The sequence below is a fragment of the Enterobacter sp. CGMCC 5087 genome, from assembly GCF_003144775.1.
GTDB lineage: Bacteria > Pseudomonadota > Gammaproteobacteria > Enterobacterales > Enterobacteriaceae > Enterobacter > Enterobacter cloacae_M.
The window spans coordinates 1-16,115 of sequence record NZ_QFXN01000115.1 but is presented as its reverse complement, the minus strand read 5'-3'; the positions used below and the strand labels follow the sequence as shown (position 1 = coordinate 16,115).

Below are 16,115 nucleotides of genomic sequence, written 5' to 3'. Positions count from 1 at the left end.
CGGGAATAGCTCAGTTGGTAGAGCACGACCTTGCCAAGGTCGGGGTCGCGAGTTCGAGTCTCGTTTCCCGCTCCAGATTAAAGACATGCGCAGTAGCGGGTGTCAGTTTGAAAAGTTTTACGGCGCGTTAGCAAAGCGGTTATGTAGCGGATTGCAAATCCGTCTAGTCCGGTTCGACTCCGGAACGCGCCTCCACTTTCTTCCCGAGCCCGGATGGTGGAATCGGTAGACACAAGGGATTTAAAATCCCTCGGCGTTCGCGCTGTGTGGGTTCAAGTCCCACTCCGGGTACCATGGGAAATAAAGAATAAAATCAATGATAAGCAGTGTCGTATAAACCACCGAAAGGTGGTTTTTTATTATCTGTTTTTCGCCATTGCCATTGTTTCGCCATTCGGCTTCGCCAGAGAAAGAGGGTATTACTGCACCTCGAACACCAACCAAACGCGTACCACGCTATAGGTTACCAGCTGATTTCATCCCATCCGATGCTTTTCCATAATCTAATTATGGCAGGAAGCAGTCAAGCCTGACCCTCTAACGCCAGGCCCACCAATCGGGGGGCTTTTTGCTGGAGTAAGAGCAATTGAGGTCTTCAACGTTCGTCAAAAACCTTGAGTATCGCAATTCGGTATATAAAGTAACCAAGTACAATGAGAGCACCAGACGCTGCGCCCCAGATAAAACGGGATTCGTCTTTTGAAAATGAAAAGAAATAAATACAGGACAATAGGCCCGCAGAAGCAATTCCCATCCCCAACCCGCGCAGAATTCTGGATGCTATTAGTTTGATAATGTCCTGAGTGTTCATAATCCACCAAAAAAGTATTTACATACTTCGTTAAATTCATGCTTGTTTACATCTGCTACGCTGCATGCGTCAAGAAAAGGTTTCAATTTATCTTCAACAAGAAAATACAGAAGATCCAAATCACCCATACTCTTAAGTCGGTAGTAGAGTGCAGGGTTTTGGTTTTCAAGCTTTCTGGCCGTATAGATAGCTCTCGATGTTTCTGCGCCAATCGTCAGAGCACTTCCGATGACTACGCCAGCGGCGAACGAGGTCATAATACGTGTCGATACGGCAGCACCTAGCTTTACTCCGGTTAGCTCAGCGAATATGAATTTACCAGCCATTACGCCTGTAAAATTTTGTGCAATACCCTGAATACTGTCCATGTTAACTTTTGACATGAACTCTCTGATTACGGCATTAACTATTTTTTGAGCTTACTGATGAACCGATATCCCTCGTTTGAGCATGTTAGCCATCCTCACTCGATCATCAAAATTAGAATGACGATGAGTCGTGTCCATGAAGTCATATCCGAGGTAATACATACTGACCGGGAAAGAGAGCATTCCTTGGGCTACAGAAGCCAGGAAACCGGAATCGCCAACATCCAGACTTTTCAGCATCCTTTTTGCCAGAGATTTCGCGCTGTCCAATTCAAACCTTCCTTATGGTTTTGCTTGTGAAACAGACAGAATGATAATGAGGATACTACGAAAAAGAAAATGCAAAAGCCCCACCGAGTTGATGGTGAATTGTAGAGTTACACTTTTGTCGAAGCGTCGACGCCATGTAGACGCTGATTTTGAAGCAGCCATTCAAACGCTTGATCTTCCGCTGGATTGTGAGAAAAACTGGATTTAGCTCTCCGAAAATAGTGGCAGCAGAAGTGCAATCATCACCAGTGATTACCTGCGATTACCATATAAAAGAGTCTTACGTATCATAAGCTTATGATGCGTAAGGCTCTCTTATAGTTTTTAAAATCCCTCGGCGTTCGCGCTGTGTGGGTTCAGGTCCCACTCCGGGTACCATGGGAAACAAAGAATAATCAAAGCAATAAGCAGTGTCGTGAAACCACCGAAAGGTGGTTTTTTTGTGCCTTTGGCTCAGGGCGAAGTGATCGTATCTCATCATCGTCCCGATCCTGCTGTGCCCGAGAATTTGCTGTTATACCAGAAGGTTAAGCCTGACTCTCTAATAACAAGCCCAGAAAGCAGGGCAATTTTCAGCTAACCTGCAACCAATCTTAAACAAACATTTCACTCGCCAGACACAGGTTGCCGCCGCTGATAAACTGGTTGGTATCCACCCTGGAGAGCGGAAGGTTATTGTCATGCAATATGAAGAACAGCAGCTTATCAACGGCCTTTTCGAGCGTCTAAAACAGACCGGACAACAAAACAGCCAACGGGATGCAGATGCAGAGCGTCAGATCGCTGAATTTGTCAGACAGCAGCCTGCGGCCCCCTACTATATGGCGCAGTCGATTTTGATTCAGGAAGCGGCGCTGAAACGCCTACAGGCCCGGGTTCAGGAGCTTGAAAGCGAATTAGCCGCGCAAAAAAGCAAACCCTCGACGGGCGGCAGTTTCCTCGGCGGCCTGTTTGGTGGCGGGAAAAGTAACCCGCAGCCTGACAACAGCTGGAATGCCCAGCCGCAACAGCCACCGGCGCAGGATTATTCTCGGGCGCCAGCTACTCGCGGCGGCGGTTTTATGGCTGGCGCGCTCCAGACAGCCGCTGGCGTGGCCGGTGGCATAGCGCTTGCCGAGATGCTTACCAGCATGTTCCATCAGTCGCGGCCGGAAGAGATCGTGAACATCATCGAAGAACCGACAATGCCCGTCGGTGGCGAACCGTTTGTCGGTAATCAATACGGCGAGGTTAATAACATCTCTGACACCCGTTTCCTCAACCAGAACGATCCGTTAGGCAGTAATAACGACGTCTGGCAGAATGACGATGTAGATGACGACTACAGCGATGACGACGATAGTTTTATTTAACGACGTTATCGTGTAACCACCGAAATGAAGTGAACCCCGAAAGTCAGGTATCCAACTTTCGGGGTTTTGCGTTTCCGGGTCAAAAAAGCCTTCGCGGCTAAGCCTGAAGGCTCATAAATCACATTCTTTTTACTACGTTTCTTACTAACAAACCTGTAAGAATTGCCGAAAGCAATCCAAACAAAGAGGCGATATCGACTAACGTATACTCCAGTTCTTCTATCCCATATGTGCCGAAATGATCCATCACGGAATCAGCCCATTTGGCAGATATCAAATCACACCCCACCTAAATACGCCTTCCTCACCTCCTGATTCCCCAGCAGCTCTTCACCGCTGCCGCTCAGCCGGATCTGTCCGTTAACCATCACATACCCGCGGTCGGAAAGCTTCAGCGCGTGATGCGCATTCTGCTCCACCAGAAAGATGGTCATGCCGTTGCGGGCCAGCTCGCGCAGCGTCTGGAAGATCTGTTTCACCACAATCGGCGCCAGACCGAGGCTCGGTTCATCCAGCAGCAGCAGCTTCGGACGGCTCATCAGCGCCCGGGCGATCGCCAGCATCTGCTGCTCCCCGCCGGACATGGTCATCGCGCGCTGCTTGCGCCGCTCTTTAAGGCGAGGGAAGAGGTCAAACATGGTTTGCATATCTTCAGCCGCAAACTGGCTGCCGATGGGGATGGTTCCCATCAGCAGGTTCTCTTCAACGGTCATATCCGGGAAGATTCGTCTGCCTTCCGGCGCCTGCGCAATGCCTCCGGACGCGACGTAGTGGGTGGATTTATGGCTGATATCTTCGCCGCTGAAAAGGATCTGTCCGCTGCGAATACGGGGCTGGCCAAAGATGGACATCAGCAATGTCGATTTACCCGCGCCGTTTGCGCCAATCAGCGCCACGGTTTCACCCTTATTGACCTCGAGGGAAACCTGCTTCAGCGCCTGAATGACGCCGTAGAACACGTCCACCTCGCGAAATGCCAGCAGCGGTACGCTCATAGGGTGACCTCGCTTTCATCCGTACCCAGGTAGGCGGCAATAACCTTTTCATCATGCTGGATCTGCTCGGGTTTTCCCCTGGCAATAACATCCCCGTGGTCGAGCACGATAATCTCGTCCGAAATCTCCATCACCATCCCCATATCATGCTCAATCAGTAGTACCGTGATGTCATGATGATCCCGCAGAAAGCGAATAATGCTGCTGAGCTTATGCGTTTCAACTGGGTTAAGCCCGGCGGCGGGTTCATCCAGACAGATCATTTCCGGCCCGGTGCACATTGCGCGCGCAATTTCCAGACGCCGCTGCTGGCCGTACGACATCTCTCCCGCCAGGCGATTGGCGCACTCCACCAGATCCACCACTTCCAGCCAGTAGAAGGCCCTGTCCAGGGCGTCGCTTTCCGCCCGCCGGTATGCCGGCGTATTTAAGATCCCGGCAAGCAGATTGCGGTTAACGCGCATATGCTGCGCAACCAGCAGGTTTTCTACGACAGACATCTCGCGAAAAAGACGGATATTTTGAAACGTGCGCGCCAGCCCTGCGCGGTTGACCAGATGCGTTCCGCCGAACATTTTGTAGAAAAGACGCTGCCCGAACTGCGCGGGGTTAATCCAGTCTCCCGGCTGGAATTTTTGTCCGAGCACCTGAATAACGTTGGTCGTTTTATGGCGGGTATTAAATAAAATGTTGCCGCCGGAGGCCCTGTAGAAGCCCGTCAGGCAGTTAAACACGGTTGTTTTTCCCGCCCCGTTTGGCCCAATCAGGGCGGTAATTGAGCCACGCTGAACGTCCAGGTTGACGTCGTTTAGCGCCTTAATCCCGCCGAAGTGCATCATCAGATGTTCAACGCGTAATATCGTTCCGTTCATGGCGCGACGCCCTTACGCACGGCAAACCCGCTGCGGTTAATGCGGATCAAACCGCGCGGACGCCAGATCATCATCACCACCATGAGCATGCCAAACAGCAGGACGCGGTACTCGGCAAAACTGCGCAGCAGTTCCGGCGTTACCGTGAGCACAAAGGCGGCCAGCACCACGCCAAGCGTCGAGCCCATCCCGCCCAGCACCACAATGGCGAGGATCAGCGCCGATTCAAAGAAGGTAAAGGAGGTGGGATTCACGAACCCCTGATAGGTGGCGAAGAACACCCCGGCAATGCCCGCGGTCGACGCGCCCAGCGTAAAGGCGGAGAGCTTAACCAGAACATGATTCAGCCCCATCGAGCGGCAGGCAATTTCGTCTTCACGCAGCGCTTCCCACGCCCGACCAATCGGCATCCGCGTCAGGCGGTGCTTGATATAGAGCACCAGCATCACCACCAGGAACAGCACCGCGTAGATAAAAATAAACTTCATGTTCGGGTTGTAGGTCAGGTGGAAAAATTCGTGGAAGGGCACGCCGCCTTCTTTCGCGCGTCGTCCAAATTCCAGGCCGAAAAAGGTGGGGGGAGGGGCCGAGACGCCGTTTGGGCCGCCGGTGAAGGTCAACCAGTTGTTCAGTATCAGGCGAATGATCTCCCCGAACCCGAGGGTGACGATGGCCAGATAGTCACCGTGCATGCGCAGTACCGGGAAGCCGAGCAGAGCGCCTGCGGCGGCGGCCATGATGGCCGCCAGCGGCAGCATGCTCCAGAAGCCTAAGCCGAGATACTGGTATCCCAGCGCCAGACCGTACGCCCCAATTGCGTAGAACGCGACATATCCCAGATCCAGCAGGCCGGCCAGACCCACGACGATATTCAGCCCCAGACCGAGAAGCACGTAGATCAGCCCGAGAATGGCGACGGTCAGCACATATTTAGTGGCGACAAACGGAAAGCAAATCGCAAGGGCAATTACCAAAGGAATAATCCAGCGCATGCGGCTTTTATATTCCGGTGGCCGGACATATACGCCCACGCTATCGGCTTCGAAGCGCGCCTGGAAACGGGCGCCCGCGGCGGTACCTAAAAAGACGCTCAACAGAAAACGCCCGAACATGACGATGCCAACCATCCAGGCCAGCCGTTGCCCGGCGAAGTTAAAGCTGTAACCGTCCAGCACCACGCCCGCTATGGGGCCGAAAATAATCAGCGCTATCAGCCCGGAAAAAATCGCGTCCAGCATGCAGCGTTTAAGTGAAAAACCGTGTGATGTCATCATTATCTCCCTCACACTTTGGCCACAATCGGGCGCCCAAGCAGGCCCTGGGGACGGAAAATAAGGATCATGACCAGCAGGCCGAACGAAAAGACGTCTTTATAGTCCGAATTCACCATGCCCGAGAACTGGGCTTCCGCCACGCCAAGGATTAGGCCACCGAGCATGGCGCCGGGAAGGGAGCCGATGCCGCCGAGCACCGCCGCAGTGAAGGCTTTAATGCCGATCACGAACCCGACGTAGAAATCAAAGGTGCCGTAATTCATGGTGATCAACACCCCCGCCAGACCGGCCATCGCCGCGCCGATGACAAAGACCAGCGAAATAATCCGATCGGTGTTAATGCCCAGAATGGAGGCCATCTTACGATCCTGCTGTACCGCGCGGCACATCCGGCCCAGCCGGGTACGGTTGATTATCCAGGTGAGCACCAGCATGCCGGCAAACGAGGCAACCAGAATAAACACTTTGGTGTAGGTTATCTGCACGAAGCCGTCGCCCAGATGCAGGCGAATCACGCCGTCCAGCATGGTCGGCACTCCTTGCTGACGCGGACCCTGGCTCAGCTGCGCGTAGTTTTGCAGAATAAGAGACATCCCAATGGCGGAGATCAGCGGCGCCAGGCGCGTCGAGTTGCGCAGCGGCTTGTAGGCGATACGCTCGATGGTCCAGCCGTACACTCCGGTTACCACAATGGTGAACACCAGCGTCCCGAGAATGAGCAGTGGGAACGACTGCAGACCGAAGAACGAGAGCAGCGCCAGGCCAATGGCGCAGAGATACGCGGAAATCATATACACTTCGCCGTGGGCGAAATTGATCATCCCGATAATGCCGTACACCATGGTGTAGCCGATGGCGATTAAACCGTAGACGGAGCCCAGCGTTAAGCCATTGATTAACTGTTGCAGGAAGAATGTACTCATCTTAGCGCGCTCGTTTTATAGGCTGCGCAATGCGCGCAGCCGGATGTTTATTACGCGCCGACGGGCATGCCCGCCGACGTTGAGCGTGACTCCGTCCCGTTACTGCACTTCCTTATATTTTCCTTTGTCGTCCCACTGGTAAACCACGTAGTCAGACACTTTCAGATCGCCTTTGCTGTCCCAGGCTTTTTTGCCCATCACCGTGTCGACGGAATTGGCTTTCAGCCACTCGCTGGCTTTGGCGGAGTCCTTGCCGCCGGTGGCCTTGAAGGCTGCGGCAATAGCCTGTACGGAGGCATAGGAGTAAAGGGTGTAACCTTCCGGCTCGAATTTACCTGCGCGGAATTTCTCGATAACCGCTTTACCGTCCGGGATGAGGCGCGGGTCTTTACCGAAGGTCATGTAAATGCCGTTGGTATATTGCGGGCCCCCCGCAGCGGTCACCATCTCTTCGTTGACAATACAGTCGCCGGAGAAGAATTTCGCCTGCACGCCCTGTTCACGCATCTGGCGAACCAGCGGGCCGGCTTCCGGGTGACAGCCACCGAAGAATACGACGTCCGGTTTTTGCGCGCCGATCTTCGTCACCAGCGCGTTAAAGTCTTTTTCACCGCGGGATAACCCCTCATACATCACATCCTGAACGCCGCGTTTCGCCAGCGCCGCTTTGGTGGCGTCAGCCAGGCCCTGACCATAGGTGTCTTTATCGTGAATGATGACCACGCGCTTGGCTTTCAGCTTGTCGATGATGAAGTCGCTGGCCACCTGACCCTGCTGGTCATCGCGGCCGCACATGCGGAACATATCGCTCATGCCGCGTTCGGTGATCAGCGGGTTAGTTGAGCCGGGGGTAATCGAAATAATGCCCGCGTCGCTGTACACCTCGGAGGCGGGCATTGTGGAAGATGAGCAGAAATGGCCGACCACGGCGTTGACCTTATCCTGGTCAACTAAACGGTTGGCCACGGCCACGGCCTGCTTGGGCTCGCAGGCATCATCCCCCTGAACCAGTTTGATCTTCTCGCCGTTAATGCCGCCTGCGGCATTGATGTCTTCAGCGGCCTGCGTTGCGCCGTGCCAGTACTGATCGCCATAGGTCGCATTCGGACCCGTGAACGGCCCGGCCACGCCAATCACAATATCTGCCTGGGCGGAAAACGCCGTCACCAGGCAACCGGCCAACACAAGAGAAAGAGGAGTTCTGATAAATTTCAGCGACATTATTATGTTCCTTAGCAAAGAGGTTTTTGCACCACGGCGTAAACCCGAACGCCCGACGGCGCAGCCAATCCGAAACACGAGCAAGAACAAAATGCACTAAACGAACAAGATACAGACGGCATCCTGCATAGTACGGCGAGATTTCCCTGCGCAGAGGCGCGCGAAGAACGTTAAGCAAAAACGTTGCCAGAATGGTTAACCCATTGACGGGCATGCGACATGTTTGAGTATAGAGCGCCGCGTTATGCCGCCTTGCGGGAGGAGAAGAAATTACAGCGGAGATCACATATCGTTAACAATAAAGCCTATAAGTTGTGCAAAGGTCACGATTTGCACGTTTTTGCAGCAATAAAGACCTAAACTTCAGCCCGGAGAGGAGTGAGATATGTGTTAGGATCGTTTCCTTTTTTGCAGGAGTATCAGCGATGACTGAAGGCCCATTGAATGAAAGCGAAATGGCGTGGCTTGAAGAGACGTTAATGTCTTACGGTCATGATGACGCGTCCGTGATTGACGTGTCCGAACTGGACGGCATGCTTACCGCAGTGCTTTCCGGTCCTGTTGTCGTTGAGCCAGATGCCTGGCTGGTGGCGGTGTGGGGTGGCGAGAAGTACATTCCGCGCTGGAAAAACGATCGTGAGATGAACCGTTTTATCGATCTCTGCTTTAAGCATATGAACGATATCGCCGAGCGCCTGAGCGAGTACCCGGATCAGTTTGAACCTATGTTCGGTTATAACGACGTGGACGGTGAGAGCTATACCGTGGTGGAAGAGTGGTGCTATGGCTATATGCGCGGCGTGGCGCTGACGGACTGGTCAGCCTTGCCGGAAGCCCTGAAGGCCGATCTTGACGTGATTGCCCTGCACGGGACGGAAGAGAACAGCGAGAAGCTGGATGAACTGTCCGAAGAGGAATATATCGCCAGCATCGAAAGCATCCAGCCTGCGGCGCTGCGCCTGTATAACTACTGGGTAAACAATCCGCAGCAGCCGGAAGTGAAGAAGCCGACGGTGAACGGCACGAAGGTCGGACGTAACGATCCGTGTCCTTGCGGCAGCGGGAAGAAGTTTAAGAGCTGCTGTTTGCACTGAAACATTTTTGTGGCTTTGTTCGTTCACCTTTAGACCAGTAGAAGGTAATACGTTCTTAACCTGTGAACGAGATAAGGGGTCGTCGAGGCCCCTTATATGGCAAGGCGTATCAGACCGTGAATAAGCTGAATGTCTATTGTTGCTCATCGAATATCTTTGATCTCTACACCCGAAGTGCTTAGTTGTATTCTTGTATTGTCATATATCTTTCTGGTATTTATCTTTTCATTTAATTCATGAATGTTTATTTTGCGCTTATTTACGCGTTGAATAAATTAAATCCTTTATCCCTTTCAGTGAAATAAGGTTTTAATGTTCGGTCTCCAGGCGTATATTTTGATTAACCTTATCGGTTGTTCAAAAGGATAATTGACGATGGCAGGACAATCAGACACGGTTCAATATCAGGATACACTGAATCGTTATTTACTTTATTTTCCCAGAAATAAAACCGTTTTATCTGATGTTCTCTCGTTTAGCGGGGAAGAAGAACTCAGTAAACCTTATCGTTATACTATTCGCTTTACCAGCCCAACACCGAACATCGCGGTTAAAGACGTCCTTAACCAGATAGCCGAGTTTATTCTGCGTGCCCCGAATCCGAGAGCAGGCTGGCATCATCAGGATCCCTGGCTGCCGGTGCGGCAGATAAATGGCGTAATCACGTCATTTTCCCGTCTGAAGTCGTCCGCCGATGAAACGCTGTATGAATGCGTGCTGGAGCATGAACTGGCGCTGATGGACCGAAATTACCGTTCGGCCGTGTACATGGATATGACGGTGCCTGAGCTCGTCACGAAGTTAATGAAGGACAGCGGACATTTTCAGGGTTACAACATCGATTTCGACCAGCTGGGCTTCAGCTACCCGCTGCGGGAAATGGTTATCCAGTGGAAAGAAACCGATCTCCAGTTTATCCGCCGCCTGCTGGCCGAAGTCGGGATCTGGTTTCGCTTTGAAAATCACGACAAGGTACCGGCCGAAACGGTGGTGATTTTTGGTGACGGGGGCCGTCGCTACGTTTTCAGCGATAAAAAGCTGCCATATGTCCGTCATTCGGGCATGACCAGTCATGAAGAGTACGTTACCGGGCTCGAAGAGCGCTACCAGCTCATTCCCGAAAACGTGCTGGTCCGCACCTATAACTATCGCGATCCGTTTTCTCCGCAGGCGGATAAAACCATTACCGACAACGACATTCCTGACGGGATAACCCGCGGCAAACAGTACCACTACGCCGATCACTTTCTGAGTGAAGGCGACTTTTATGGGCAGGAGGCGGAAACGGCTACGTTTTACGCGCGCCTGCGCTATGAGCGTCTGCTGAACAATCAGAGCGTGCTGGGGCTGACGACCAGCGATCCGGAACTGCTGCCGGGCGTGATGTTTAACCTGACAGGAGATATTCCTGCCGGGTTTAAGCCCGGATTCGTTGTCACCACGATGACGCTCTCCGGCAGCCGCGCGGAGCACTATCGCGCCGTCCTGAAGGGCATTCCCTATCTGCACGGCTACAGCTACCGTCCGGACTATCTGCCGCGTCCGGTGATAGCCGGAACCGTGCCCGGCCGCGTGGCGGCCATTAATCGCGATCCCACGTATGCCGGAGTCGATGCGCAGGGCCGCTACCGCGTGAAGTTTGATTTTGACCTTGATGAAAAACGTGACGGCTTTGAAAGTGCGCTGATGCGTCTGGGCAGACCGTACGGCGGGGATGTGTTTGGTTTTCACTTCCCGCTGCTGGACGGGACGGAGGTGGCAGTCGCCTTTGAAGGCGGCGACCCGGACAGGCCGTATATCGCGCACGTCATGCATGACGGCAGCCATCCGGATTTGGTCACAAACCGCAACGATACCCGCAACGTGATCCGCACGGCCGCCTCGAACAAAATCCGCCTTGAGGATCGCCGGGGTGAGGAACATATCAAGATTTCCACGGAGCACGGCAAGGGACAGGTCAGCGTCGGCCACCTGGTCGATGCCACGGGGAAAAAACGCGGGCAGGGCGTGGAAGCCCGCACCGATGACTGGATGGCGCTGCGTGCCGCCAAAGGGGTGCTCATTACCACAGAGGCCCAGCCCCGCGCGCAGGGCCATCAGCTGGATATGACGGCCGCCATCGCGCAGCTGGAAAAAGCATTGTCGCTGGCGATGACGCTGCAACAAAGCGCGTTAACGGCCGGTGCCGGGAATGTGGATACCGATCGGCAAAACCAGCTGGCTCAGGTGCTGAACCAGCTGACAGGGCCGGGCATTCTGGCGTATGCCGAAAAAGGTGCCGCACACGTCACCCCGCAGAGCCTGCAGCTGTCCGCCGGGAAAGACCTGATCGCAACAGCAGGACAGGATTCCAGCGTGAACGTGGTGAAAAAATTCTCGCTGGCCGTGGGGGAAAAACTCTCGCTGTTCGTCCGCAAGCTCGGCATCAAGATAATTGCCGGTGCCGGGGATATCACGACGCAGGCCCAGCGTGGTGCCATGCACATGCTCTCGCAGAAAGATTTCACGATGGCGAGCACTGCCGGGAAGCTGAACGGCAGCGCCAAACAGGGCATACAGCTGGTCTGTGGCGGCGGCGGGATCCGAGTCAGTCCGAACGGACTGGTCACCATCTTTTCGCCAACGGGAATCGAACTGAAAGGACCCAACCTGAAGTATGACGGTCCGGAAAGCGCGCAGGTCACGGTCCCGCCGTTCAATAAGGGCGCATTTAAACTCCGCTACCAGCTGCACGCCGGAGACGACCCGGAGCAAATTCTCGCAAACAAAAAATTCAGGCTGACCAGCTCGGCCGGAAACGTGGTTGAGGGTGTTACGGACAGCAACGGTCATTCATCGTTACTCGATGCCGATGACCTGGATACCTACAAAATGGAGTTACTGTAATGACGGAAGCGAGAAAAAGCCCGTATGCGCCACGGGTAATATCAGAAGGGGATATTCCTGTACACAGGGATTTGGGGGAAGTTGCTCAGACCTGCCGTGTGGGCGTACCGCGCCCGATGCCGGGGATCGTTATTCTGGTCCACGGCGTGAATGATGTAGGCGAAGCGTACCAGAACCAGGAGAAGGGCATTATCGCGGGCCTGAGTAAACGTCTTGGCCGCACAGACTTTTACACCCATGAATGGGGGGAATACAGAATCACCCGTCCCGGCCGTTCACCGGTTATCCCGTTTTACTGGGGGTATAAGCCCGTCACCCATGCGGATTATGTTGCAGATCAGAAGCGGTACCGGGATGAAGTGGGTAAGCTGAAGGACCAGGCTCACCTGCCGTACGATGCCTATCAGGAAGATAACCCTGATAAAAAAGCCGATCTGGGTAATGACGGCAAAGGTGCGTTTAAGTACCAGAACGATAACTTTGGTAATGCGCTGGACGCGAACTTTGCCAAAGGGGGCGGCACCTTCGCGAACGCCACAACCAATATTCCCGACATGCTGGGGCCGGGGGCGGGAGGTGTGGCGCTGGCGGCTGCGGGATTTGCATCACTGCATATGAATCACGGGGATTACACTCACCCCATCTATGAAAACCCCCACCGGATTTACCAGTTTTTTGCCGCTCAGCGCCTCGCTGATTTGATTATTCAGATCCGCCAGACGCAGGAAACCCGTGACGATGTCATCAATATCGTGGCGCACAGCCAGGGAACCATCATAACCATGCTGGCAAATATGTTGGTTAAGCAGGCAGATTATGAGCCGGTGAACTGTGTCATCCTGAATCATTCCCCGTATTCACTGGAATCCCGCACTGCGGAAAATATTCAGCCCGGCCATCACCAGACAGATAAAGCCCGGCAGGATACGTTTAAAAATTTCTGTCGGCTGATGGCAACGCATTACAAAGGCGGCGTGCTTGATGACGCTGCGCTGAAGGAAATGGAAGGGGCCTGCACCCTGCGTAAACCGTCCGATAATCCATTGCGCAAAGACGTCAGGTTTTGCCGGGATAATAACGGGAAAGTCTATAACTACTTCTGTCCTAATGATGGCGTCGTGTCTCTGGCAAACGTTCAGGGTTTTGGCTGGCGGGGCATCCCCAAAACTATCGCTGGCGATATTCCAAATTTATATCAGCGGGTCTTTTACCAGCATGGTGAGGTAGGGCTGGCTCCGACAGGAAAAGAGTTTACTTTGCCTGCGCGCATGACGGGGGATGCGGATTACAGCGGACCCTTAAGCACCAATTATCCTGATTCGGGATCTGGCGTGATTGTGAACGGGGAAGAATTGCCGGAGACGTTTATCTTTGCACTCCAGGGCCAGAATAATCATCTCAACAACGATAAGAAAACAAGCGATAAGCCTTACACCGCTGGCATCGATTCGCACAGCCCGGATGCCTACATTTCGTATTCTGCAAAAGCCCATTCCATCAAACTGACGGAGAGCGCCACGTATGCCGTCAGTCGTTACCAGGGCGTCAGCTGGAGTCCCGGCCATATACTGACAGACGATGAGCTGCAGGTCGAAACACTCGGGATGAAAGAGCGTATCGGGTATGACACCAGGGTGATTCGTGGGGTGGTGACAGGAACGAAGGACTTTCTGAACGTCACGCTGACCTGGCTTCGTCCCCGCGACGAACTGGAAAAGGAATGGATGAAGGCAGATCCAGTCAGTTACAGCCAGCATTCTTCTATCGTGGCGAGCGAGTACGCGCCGTCTCATGCGATGGCGTTTGACCTGGCAATCGGCCAGTGCCGGGCGTTCGACTATAAAGCGGGTAAATTCTGGGAAGACCTGTTGCACCGTGCCGACTGGCGTGATCCGCAGAATGGTAACGCCGATGCGAGAGAATATTATCGAACAGGACGGTTGCCTGATATTCCAACAAAGAGGCACATGAATAAGCCTAATGACGTGTTGCCGAAAGGTGAATACAGGGTGGTCAATCAGTTCAACAACATGACAACCGTCAGGCCGTCCCGTGATCTGGCCGCAGGGAATCAGGAGGTGGCAAATCTGCAATGGGATATGCCTAAGTCAAAATCTGACGGTGAGCTGGGAATAACGAAACAAAAATCGTGGTGGGAATCATGACAGGGAGTCATATATGAGTCCGAAATACACAACGGGTATTGCCTTAGTCACGGTACTTATAGGATCTGGTTGCCAGGCGAAAGAACCGCCGACTCAGGTGGTTTATCGTTTTGACGATCACCGTTATCTAGAACTGAAGGGCTGGGACTGCGAAGGTGAACTCTGGTATACGGATACGAAGCGTGGTATTCACACGCAGCCTGCAAGTCAGTTTTACCGGATTTTTACCCGAAAATTTATTCACCCTTCTGAAAAATATATTGCTATTACAGGATGGGGGGCTGACGGTTTCATTGTTTCTAAAGACTACGGTCAAACGTGGAGGTCCGTAGGATTTTCTCCATCGGGAAATGAACCTAATGGTGATAACCACGGACCGTATGAGGATGTTCTTTCTTTCACCGTCGTCAACGATCAGGGTTTTTTACAGACGAGACACCGGCTGTATATGTCATCAAAGCCGTTTGATGACCCGCGTATTTTGCCTGGAGGGGCGGGTATTCAATATGAGCTTGAGGATGGAACAAAAGGAGATATAAAACCCGGAACTGCGGGGTGGGCCTGGGGAATGGTTTATATGACAAAACAAGGGCTAAAAGATACCGTTCAGGAACTTCAGACCAGTTGGCAAAATCAGCCTGACAGGGTACCGGAAATAAAGGGTTATACCGGCTGGGATCATATGCGTTGCGATATGGATGCGGGGCGATAAAGCGTGAAAGGATTATGCACAGGTCTGACAGCTGCAGCTGTATTTATGGCAGTTGGTTGCCAGGCGAAAGAGCCACCGACGCAGGTGGTTTACCGTTTTGATGACCACCGTTACCTGGAGTTAAAGGGCTGGGACTGTGAAGGTGAACTCTGGTATACGGATACAAAACGGGGCATTCATACCGAGCCTGTGAGTCAATTTTATCGGATATTTACCCGAAAATTTATTCATCCCTCAGAACGTTATATTGCAATTCCCACTTGGGATTCTCCCGGCTCCATGATTTCGAAAGATTATGGGCAAACCTGGTTTCCTTCAGCATTCTCTCCTGGAGAAAATGAGCCTAACGGTGATTCTTCGCCACCGTACGATGATGTTCTTTCGTTCACCGTCGTCAACGATCAGGGTTTTTTGAAAACCAAACACCGGCTGTATATGTCGTCAAAGCCGTTTGATGATCCGCGCCTTGCCGCTGGTGGACCTGGGATTGAATACACCGTGGATGACGGTACTGGGCAAAAGGTAAGCGGGAAAGTGGAACCCCGTTCACCTGGTTGGCCCTGGGGAATGGTGTATATGACCAAACAAGGTTTAGAAGGCTCTACTGAGCAACTTAAAACCAATTGGCAGAATCAACCCGATAAGGTTCCGGAAGTGAAAGATTATACCGGCTGGGACCACATGCGGTGCGATATGGATGCGGGGCGATAAAGCATGAAAGGATTATGGACAGGTCTGACAGCTGCAGCTGTATTTATGGCAACAGGTTGTAATGCCTCAGAGCCGCCGACGCAGGTGGTGTACCGGTTCGATGACCATCGTTATCTGGAACTGAAGGGATGGGACTGCGAGGGTGAACTCTGGTACACGGATACACAGCGGGGTATCCACACGGAGCCAGTCAGCCAGTTTTACCGGATATTTACCAAAAAATATGTGCATCCATCAGAACTTTACATTGCGCTTCCGACCTGGGATGTAAGTGGTTTTCTTGTTTCGAAAGATTACGGTCAGACTTGGCATGATGCACTGTTTTCCCCTGGTGAAAATGATCTTAATGGAATGAATGCCCCACAGCAGGAAGATGTTCTTTCTTTTACCGTCGTCAACGATCAGGGTTTTTTACAGACGAAACACCGGCTGTATATGTCGTCAAAGCCGTTTGATGACCA

General features: G+C 52.9%; 13 protein-coding genes and 2 tRNA genes. 9 read left to right on the top strand and 6 right to left on the bottom strand.

Annotation, left to right across the window (positions count from 1 at the left end):
- Positions 1-121 precede the first annotated feature (121 nt).
- Positions 122-195: transfer RNA gene (locus DEO48_RS11290), tRNA-Cys, on the top strand.
- 12 nt (positions 196-207) lie between these two features.
- A tRNA-Leu gene (locus DEO48_RS11285) sits at positions 208-294 on the top strand.
- Positions 295-807: 513 nt separating this feature from the next.
- Here DEO48_RS11285 and DEO48_RS27145 read toward each other — a convergent pair.
- Positions 808-1,194, bottom strand: coding sequence for a hypothetical protein (locus DEO48_RS27145; RefSeq protein WP_230675918.1), 387 nt, complete (start codon positions 1,192-1,194; stop codon positions 808-810).
- A gap of 935 nt (positions 1,195-2,129) precedes the next feature.
- On the opposite strand from DEO48_RS27145, the gene DEO48_RS11270 reads away from it, so the two are divergent.
- Entirely contained in the window at positions 2,130-2,801 is a 672-nt protein-coding gene (locus DEO48_RS11270; protein ID WP_109845208.1) for a DUF2076 domain-containing protein, read from the top strand.
- Positions 2,802-3,079: 278 nt separating this feature from the next.
- On the opposite strand, the gene DEO48_RS11265 is transcribed toward DEO48_RS11270, so the two are convergent.
- The 5 genes from DEO48_RS11265 to DEO48_RS11245 form a co-directional block, all read right to left on the bottom strand.
- Positions 3,080-3,796 (bottom strand): ABC transporter ATP-binding protein, encoded by a 717-nt coding sequence (locus DEO48_RS11265; RefSeq protein WP_109845207.1) that lies wholly within the window; start codon positions 3,794-3,796, stop codon positions 3,080-3,082.
- Positions 3,793-4,668, bottom strand: a complete 876-nt coding sequence (locus DEO48_RS11260; RefSeq protein WP_109845206.1) for an ATP-binding cassette domain-containing protein — start codon at positions 4,666-4,668, stop codon at positions 3,793-3,795. Before DEO48_RS11260 ends, DEO48_RS11265 begins: the two co-directional genes overlap by 4 nt.
- On the bottom strand, positions 4,665-5,939 hold the full coding sequence (livM, locus tag DEO48_RS11255) for a high-affinity branched-chain amino acid ABC transporter permease LivM (RefSeq protein WP_109845205.1): 1,275 nt from the start codon (positions 5,937-5,939) through the stop codon (positions 4,665-4,667). The genes DEO48_RS11260 and livM overlap by 4 nt, the downstream gene beginning before the upstream one ends.
- An 11-nt stretch (positions 5,940-5,950) precedes the next feature.
- Positions 5,951-6,865 carry a branched-chain amino acid ABC transporter permease LivH gene (locus tag DEO48_RS11250; protein WP_109845204.1) on the bottom strand — a complete coding sequence of 305 codons (915 nt, stop codon included), beginning with the start codon at positions 6,863-6,865 and terminating at the stop codon, positions 5,951-5,953.
- Between the two features lie 99 nt (positions 6,866-6,964).
- The gene (locus tag DEO48_RS11245) at positions 6,965-8,086 is read right to left on the bottom strand and encodes a branched-chain amino acid ABC transporter substrate-binding protein (RefSeq protein ID WP_109845203.1); all 1,122 of its coding nucleotides are present in this window, start codon (positions 8,084-8,086) and stop codon (positions 6,965-6,967) included.
- Positions 8,087-8,511: 425 nt separating this feature from the next.
- Between DEO48_RS11245 and DEO48_RS11240 the strand changes: the two genes are divergently transcribed.
- The 6 genes from DEO48_RS11240 to DEO48_RS11215 form a co-directional block, all read left to right on the top strand.
- Positions 8,512-9,180, top strand: coding sequence for a YecA family protein (locus DEO48_RS11240; protein ID WP_109845202.1), 669 nt, complete (start codon positions 8,512-8,514; stop codon positions 9,178-9,180).
- 375 nt (positions 9,181-9,555) lie between these two features.
- Positions 9,556-12,066 carry a type VI secretion system Vgr family protein gene (locus tag DEO48_RS11235; RefSeq protein ID WP_109845201.1) on the top strand — a complete coding sequence of 837 codons (2,511 nt, stop codon included), beginning with the start codon at positions 9,556-9,558 and terminating at the stop codon, positions 12,064-12,066.
- On the top strand, positions 12,066-14,231 hold the full coding sequence (locus DEO48_RS11230) for a hypothetical protein (RefSeq protein ID WP_109845200.1): 2,166 nt from the start codon (positions 12,066-12,068) through the stop codon (positions 14,229-14,231). Before DEO48_RS11235 ends, DEO48_RS11230 begins: the two co-directional genes overlap by 1 nt.
- A gap of 13 nt (positions 14,232-14,244) precedes the next feature.
- Entirely contained in the window at positions 14,245-14,943 is a 699-nt protein-coding gene (locus DEO48_RS11225; RefSeq protein WP_109845199.1) for a hypothetical protein, read from the top strand.
- Positions 14,944-14,988: 45 nt separating this feature from the next.
- Positions 14,989-15,654, top strand: a complete 666-nt coding sequence (locus DEO48_RS11220) for a hypothetical protein (RefSeq protein WP_109845198.1) — start codon at positions 14,989-14,991, stop codon at positions 15,652-15,654.
- 3 nt (positions 15,655-15,657) lie between these two features.
- On the top strand, positions 15,658-16,115 hold a 458-nt coding region (locus tag DEO48_RS11215; RefSeq protein WP_109845209.1), incomplete at its 3' end, for a hypothetical protein.

Bases quoted from the DNA above. Each gene is read 5' to 3' on its own strand.
- DEO48_RS27145 (WP_230675918.1), bottom strand. From the start codon at position 1,194: ATGTCAAAAGTTAACATGGACAGTATTCAGGGTATTGCACAAAATTTT.
- DEO48_RS11270 (WP_109845208.1), top strand. From the start codon at position 2,130: ATGCAATATGAAGAACAGCAGCTTATCAACGGCCTTTTCGAGCGTCTA.
- DEO48_RS11265 (WP_109845207.1), bottom strand. From the start codon at position 3,796: ATGAGCGTACCGCTGCTGGCATTTCGCGAGGTGGACGTGTTCTACGGC.
- DEO48_RS11260 (WP_109845206.1), bottom strand. From the start codon at position 4,668: ATGAACGGAACGATATTACGCGTTGAACATCTGATGATGCACTTCGGC.
- livM (WP_109845205.1), bottom strand. From the start codon at position 5,939: ATGACATCACACGGTTTTTCACTTAAACGCTGCATGCTGGACGCGATT.
- DEO48_RS11250 (WP_109845204.1), bottom strand. From the start codon at position 6,865: ATGAGTACATTCTTCCTGCAACAGTTAATCAATGGCTTAACGCTGGGC.
- DEO48_RS11245 (WP_109845203.1), bottom strand. From the start codon at position 8,086: ATGTCGCTGAAATTTATCAGAACTCCTCTTTCTCTTGTGTTGGCCGGT.
- DEO48_RS11240 (WP_109845202.1), top strand. From the start codon at position 8,512: ATGACTGAAGGCCCATTGAATGAAAGCGAAATGGCGTGGCTTGAAGAG.
- DEO48_RS11235 (WP_109845201.1), top strand. From the start codon at position 9,556: ATGGCAGGACAATCAGACACGGTTCAATATCAGGATACACTGAATCGT.
- DEO48_RS11230 (WP_109845200.1), top strand. From the start codon at position 12,066: ATGACGGAAGCGAGAAAAAGCCCGTATGCGCCACGGGTAATATCAGAA.
- DEO48_RS11225 (WP_109845199.1), top strand. From the start codon at position 14,245: ATGAGTCCGAAATACACAACGGGTATTGCCTTAGTCACGGTACTTATA.
- DEO48_RS11220 (WP_109845198.1), top strand. From the start codon at position 14,989: ATGGCAGTTGGTTGCCAGGCGAAAGAGCCACCGACGCAGGTGGTTTAC.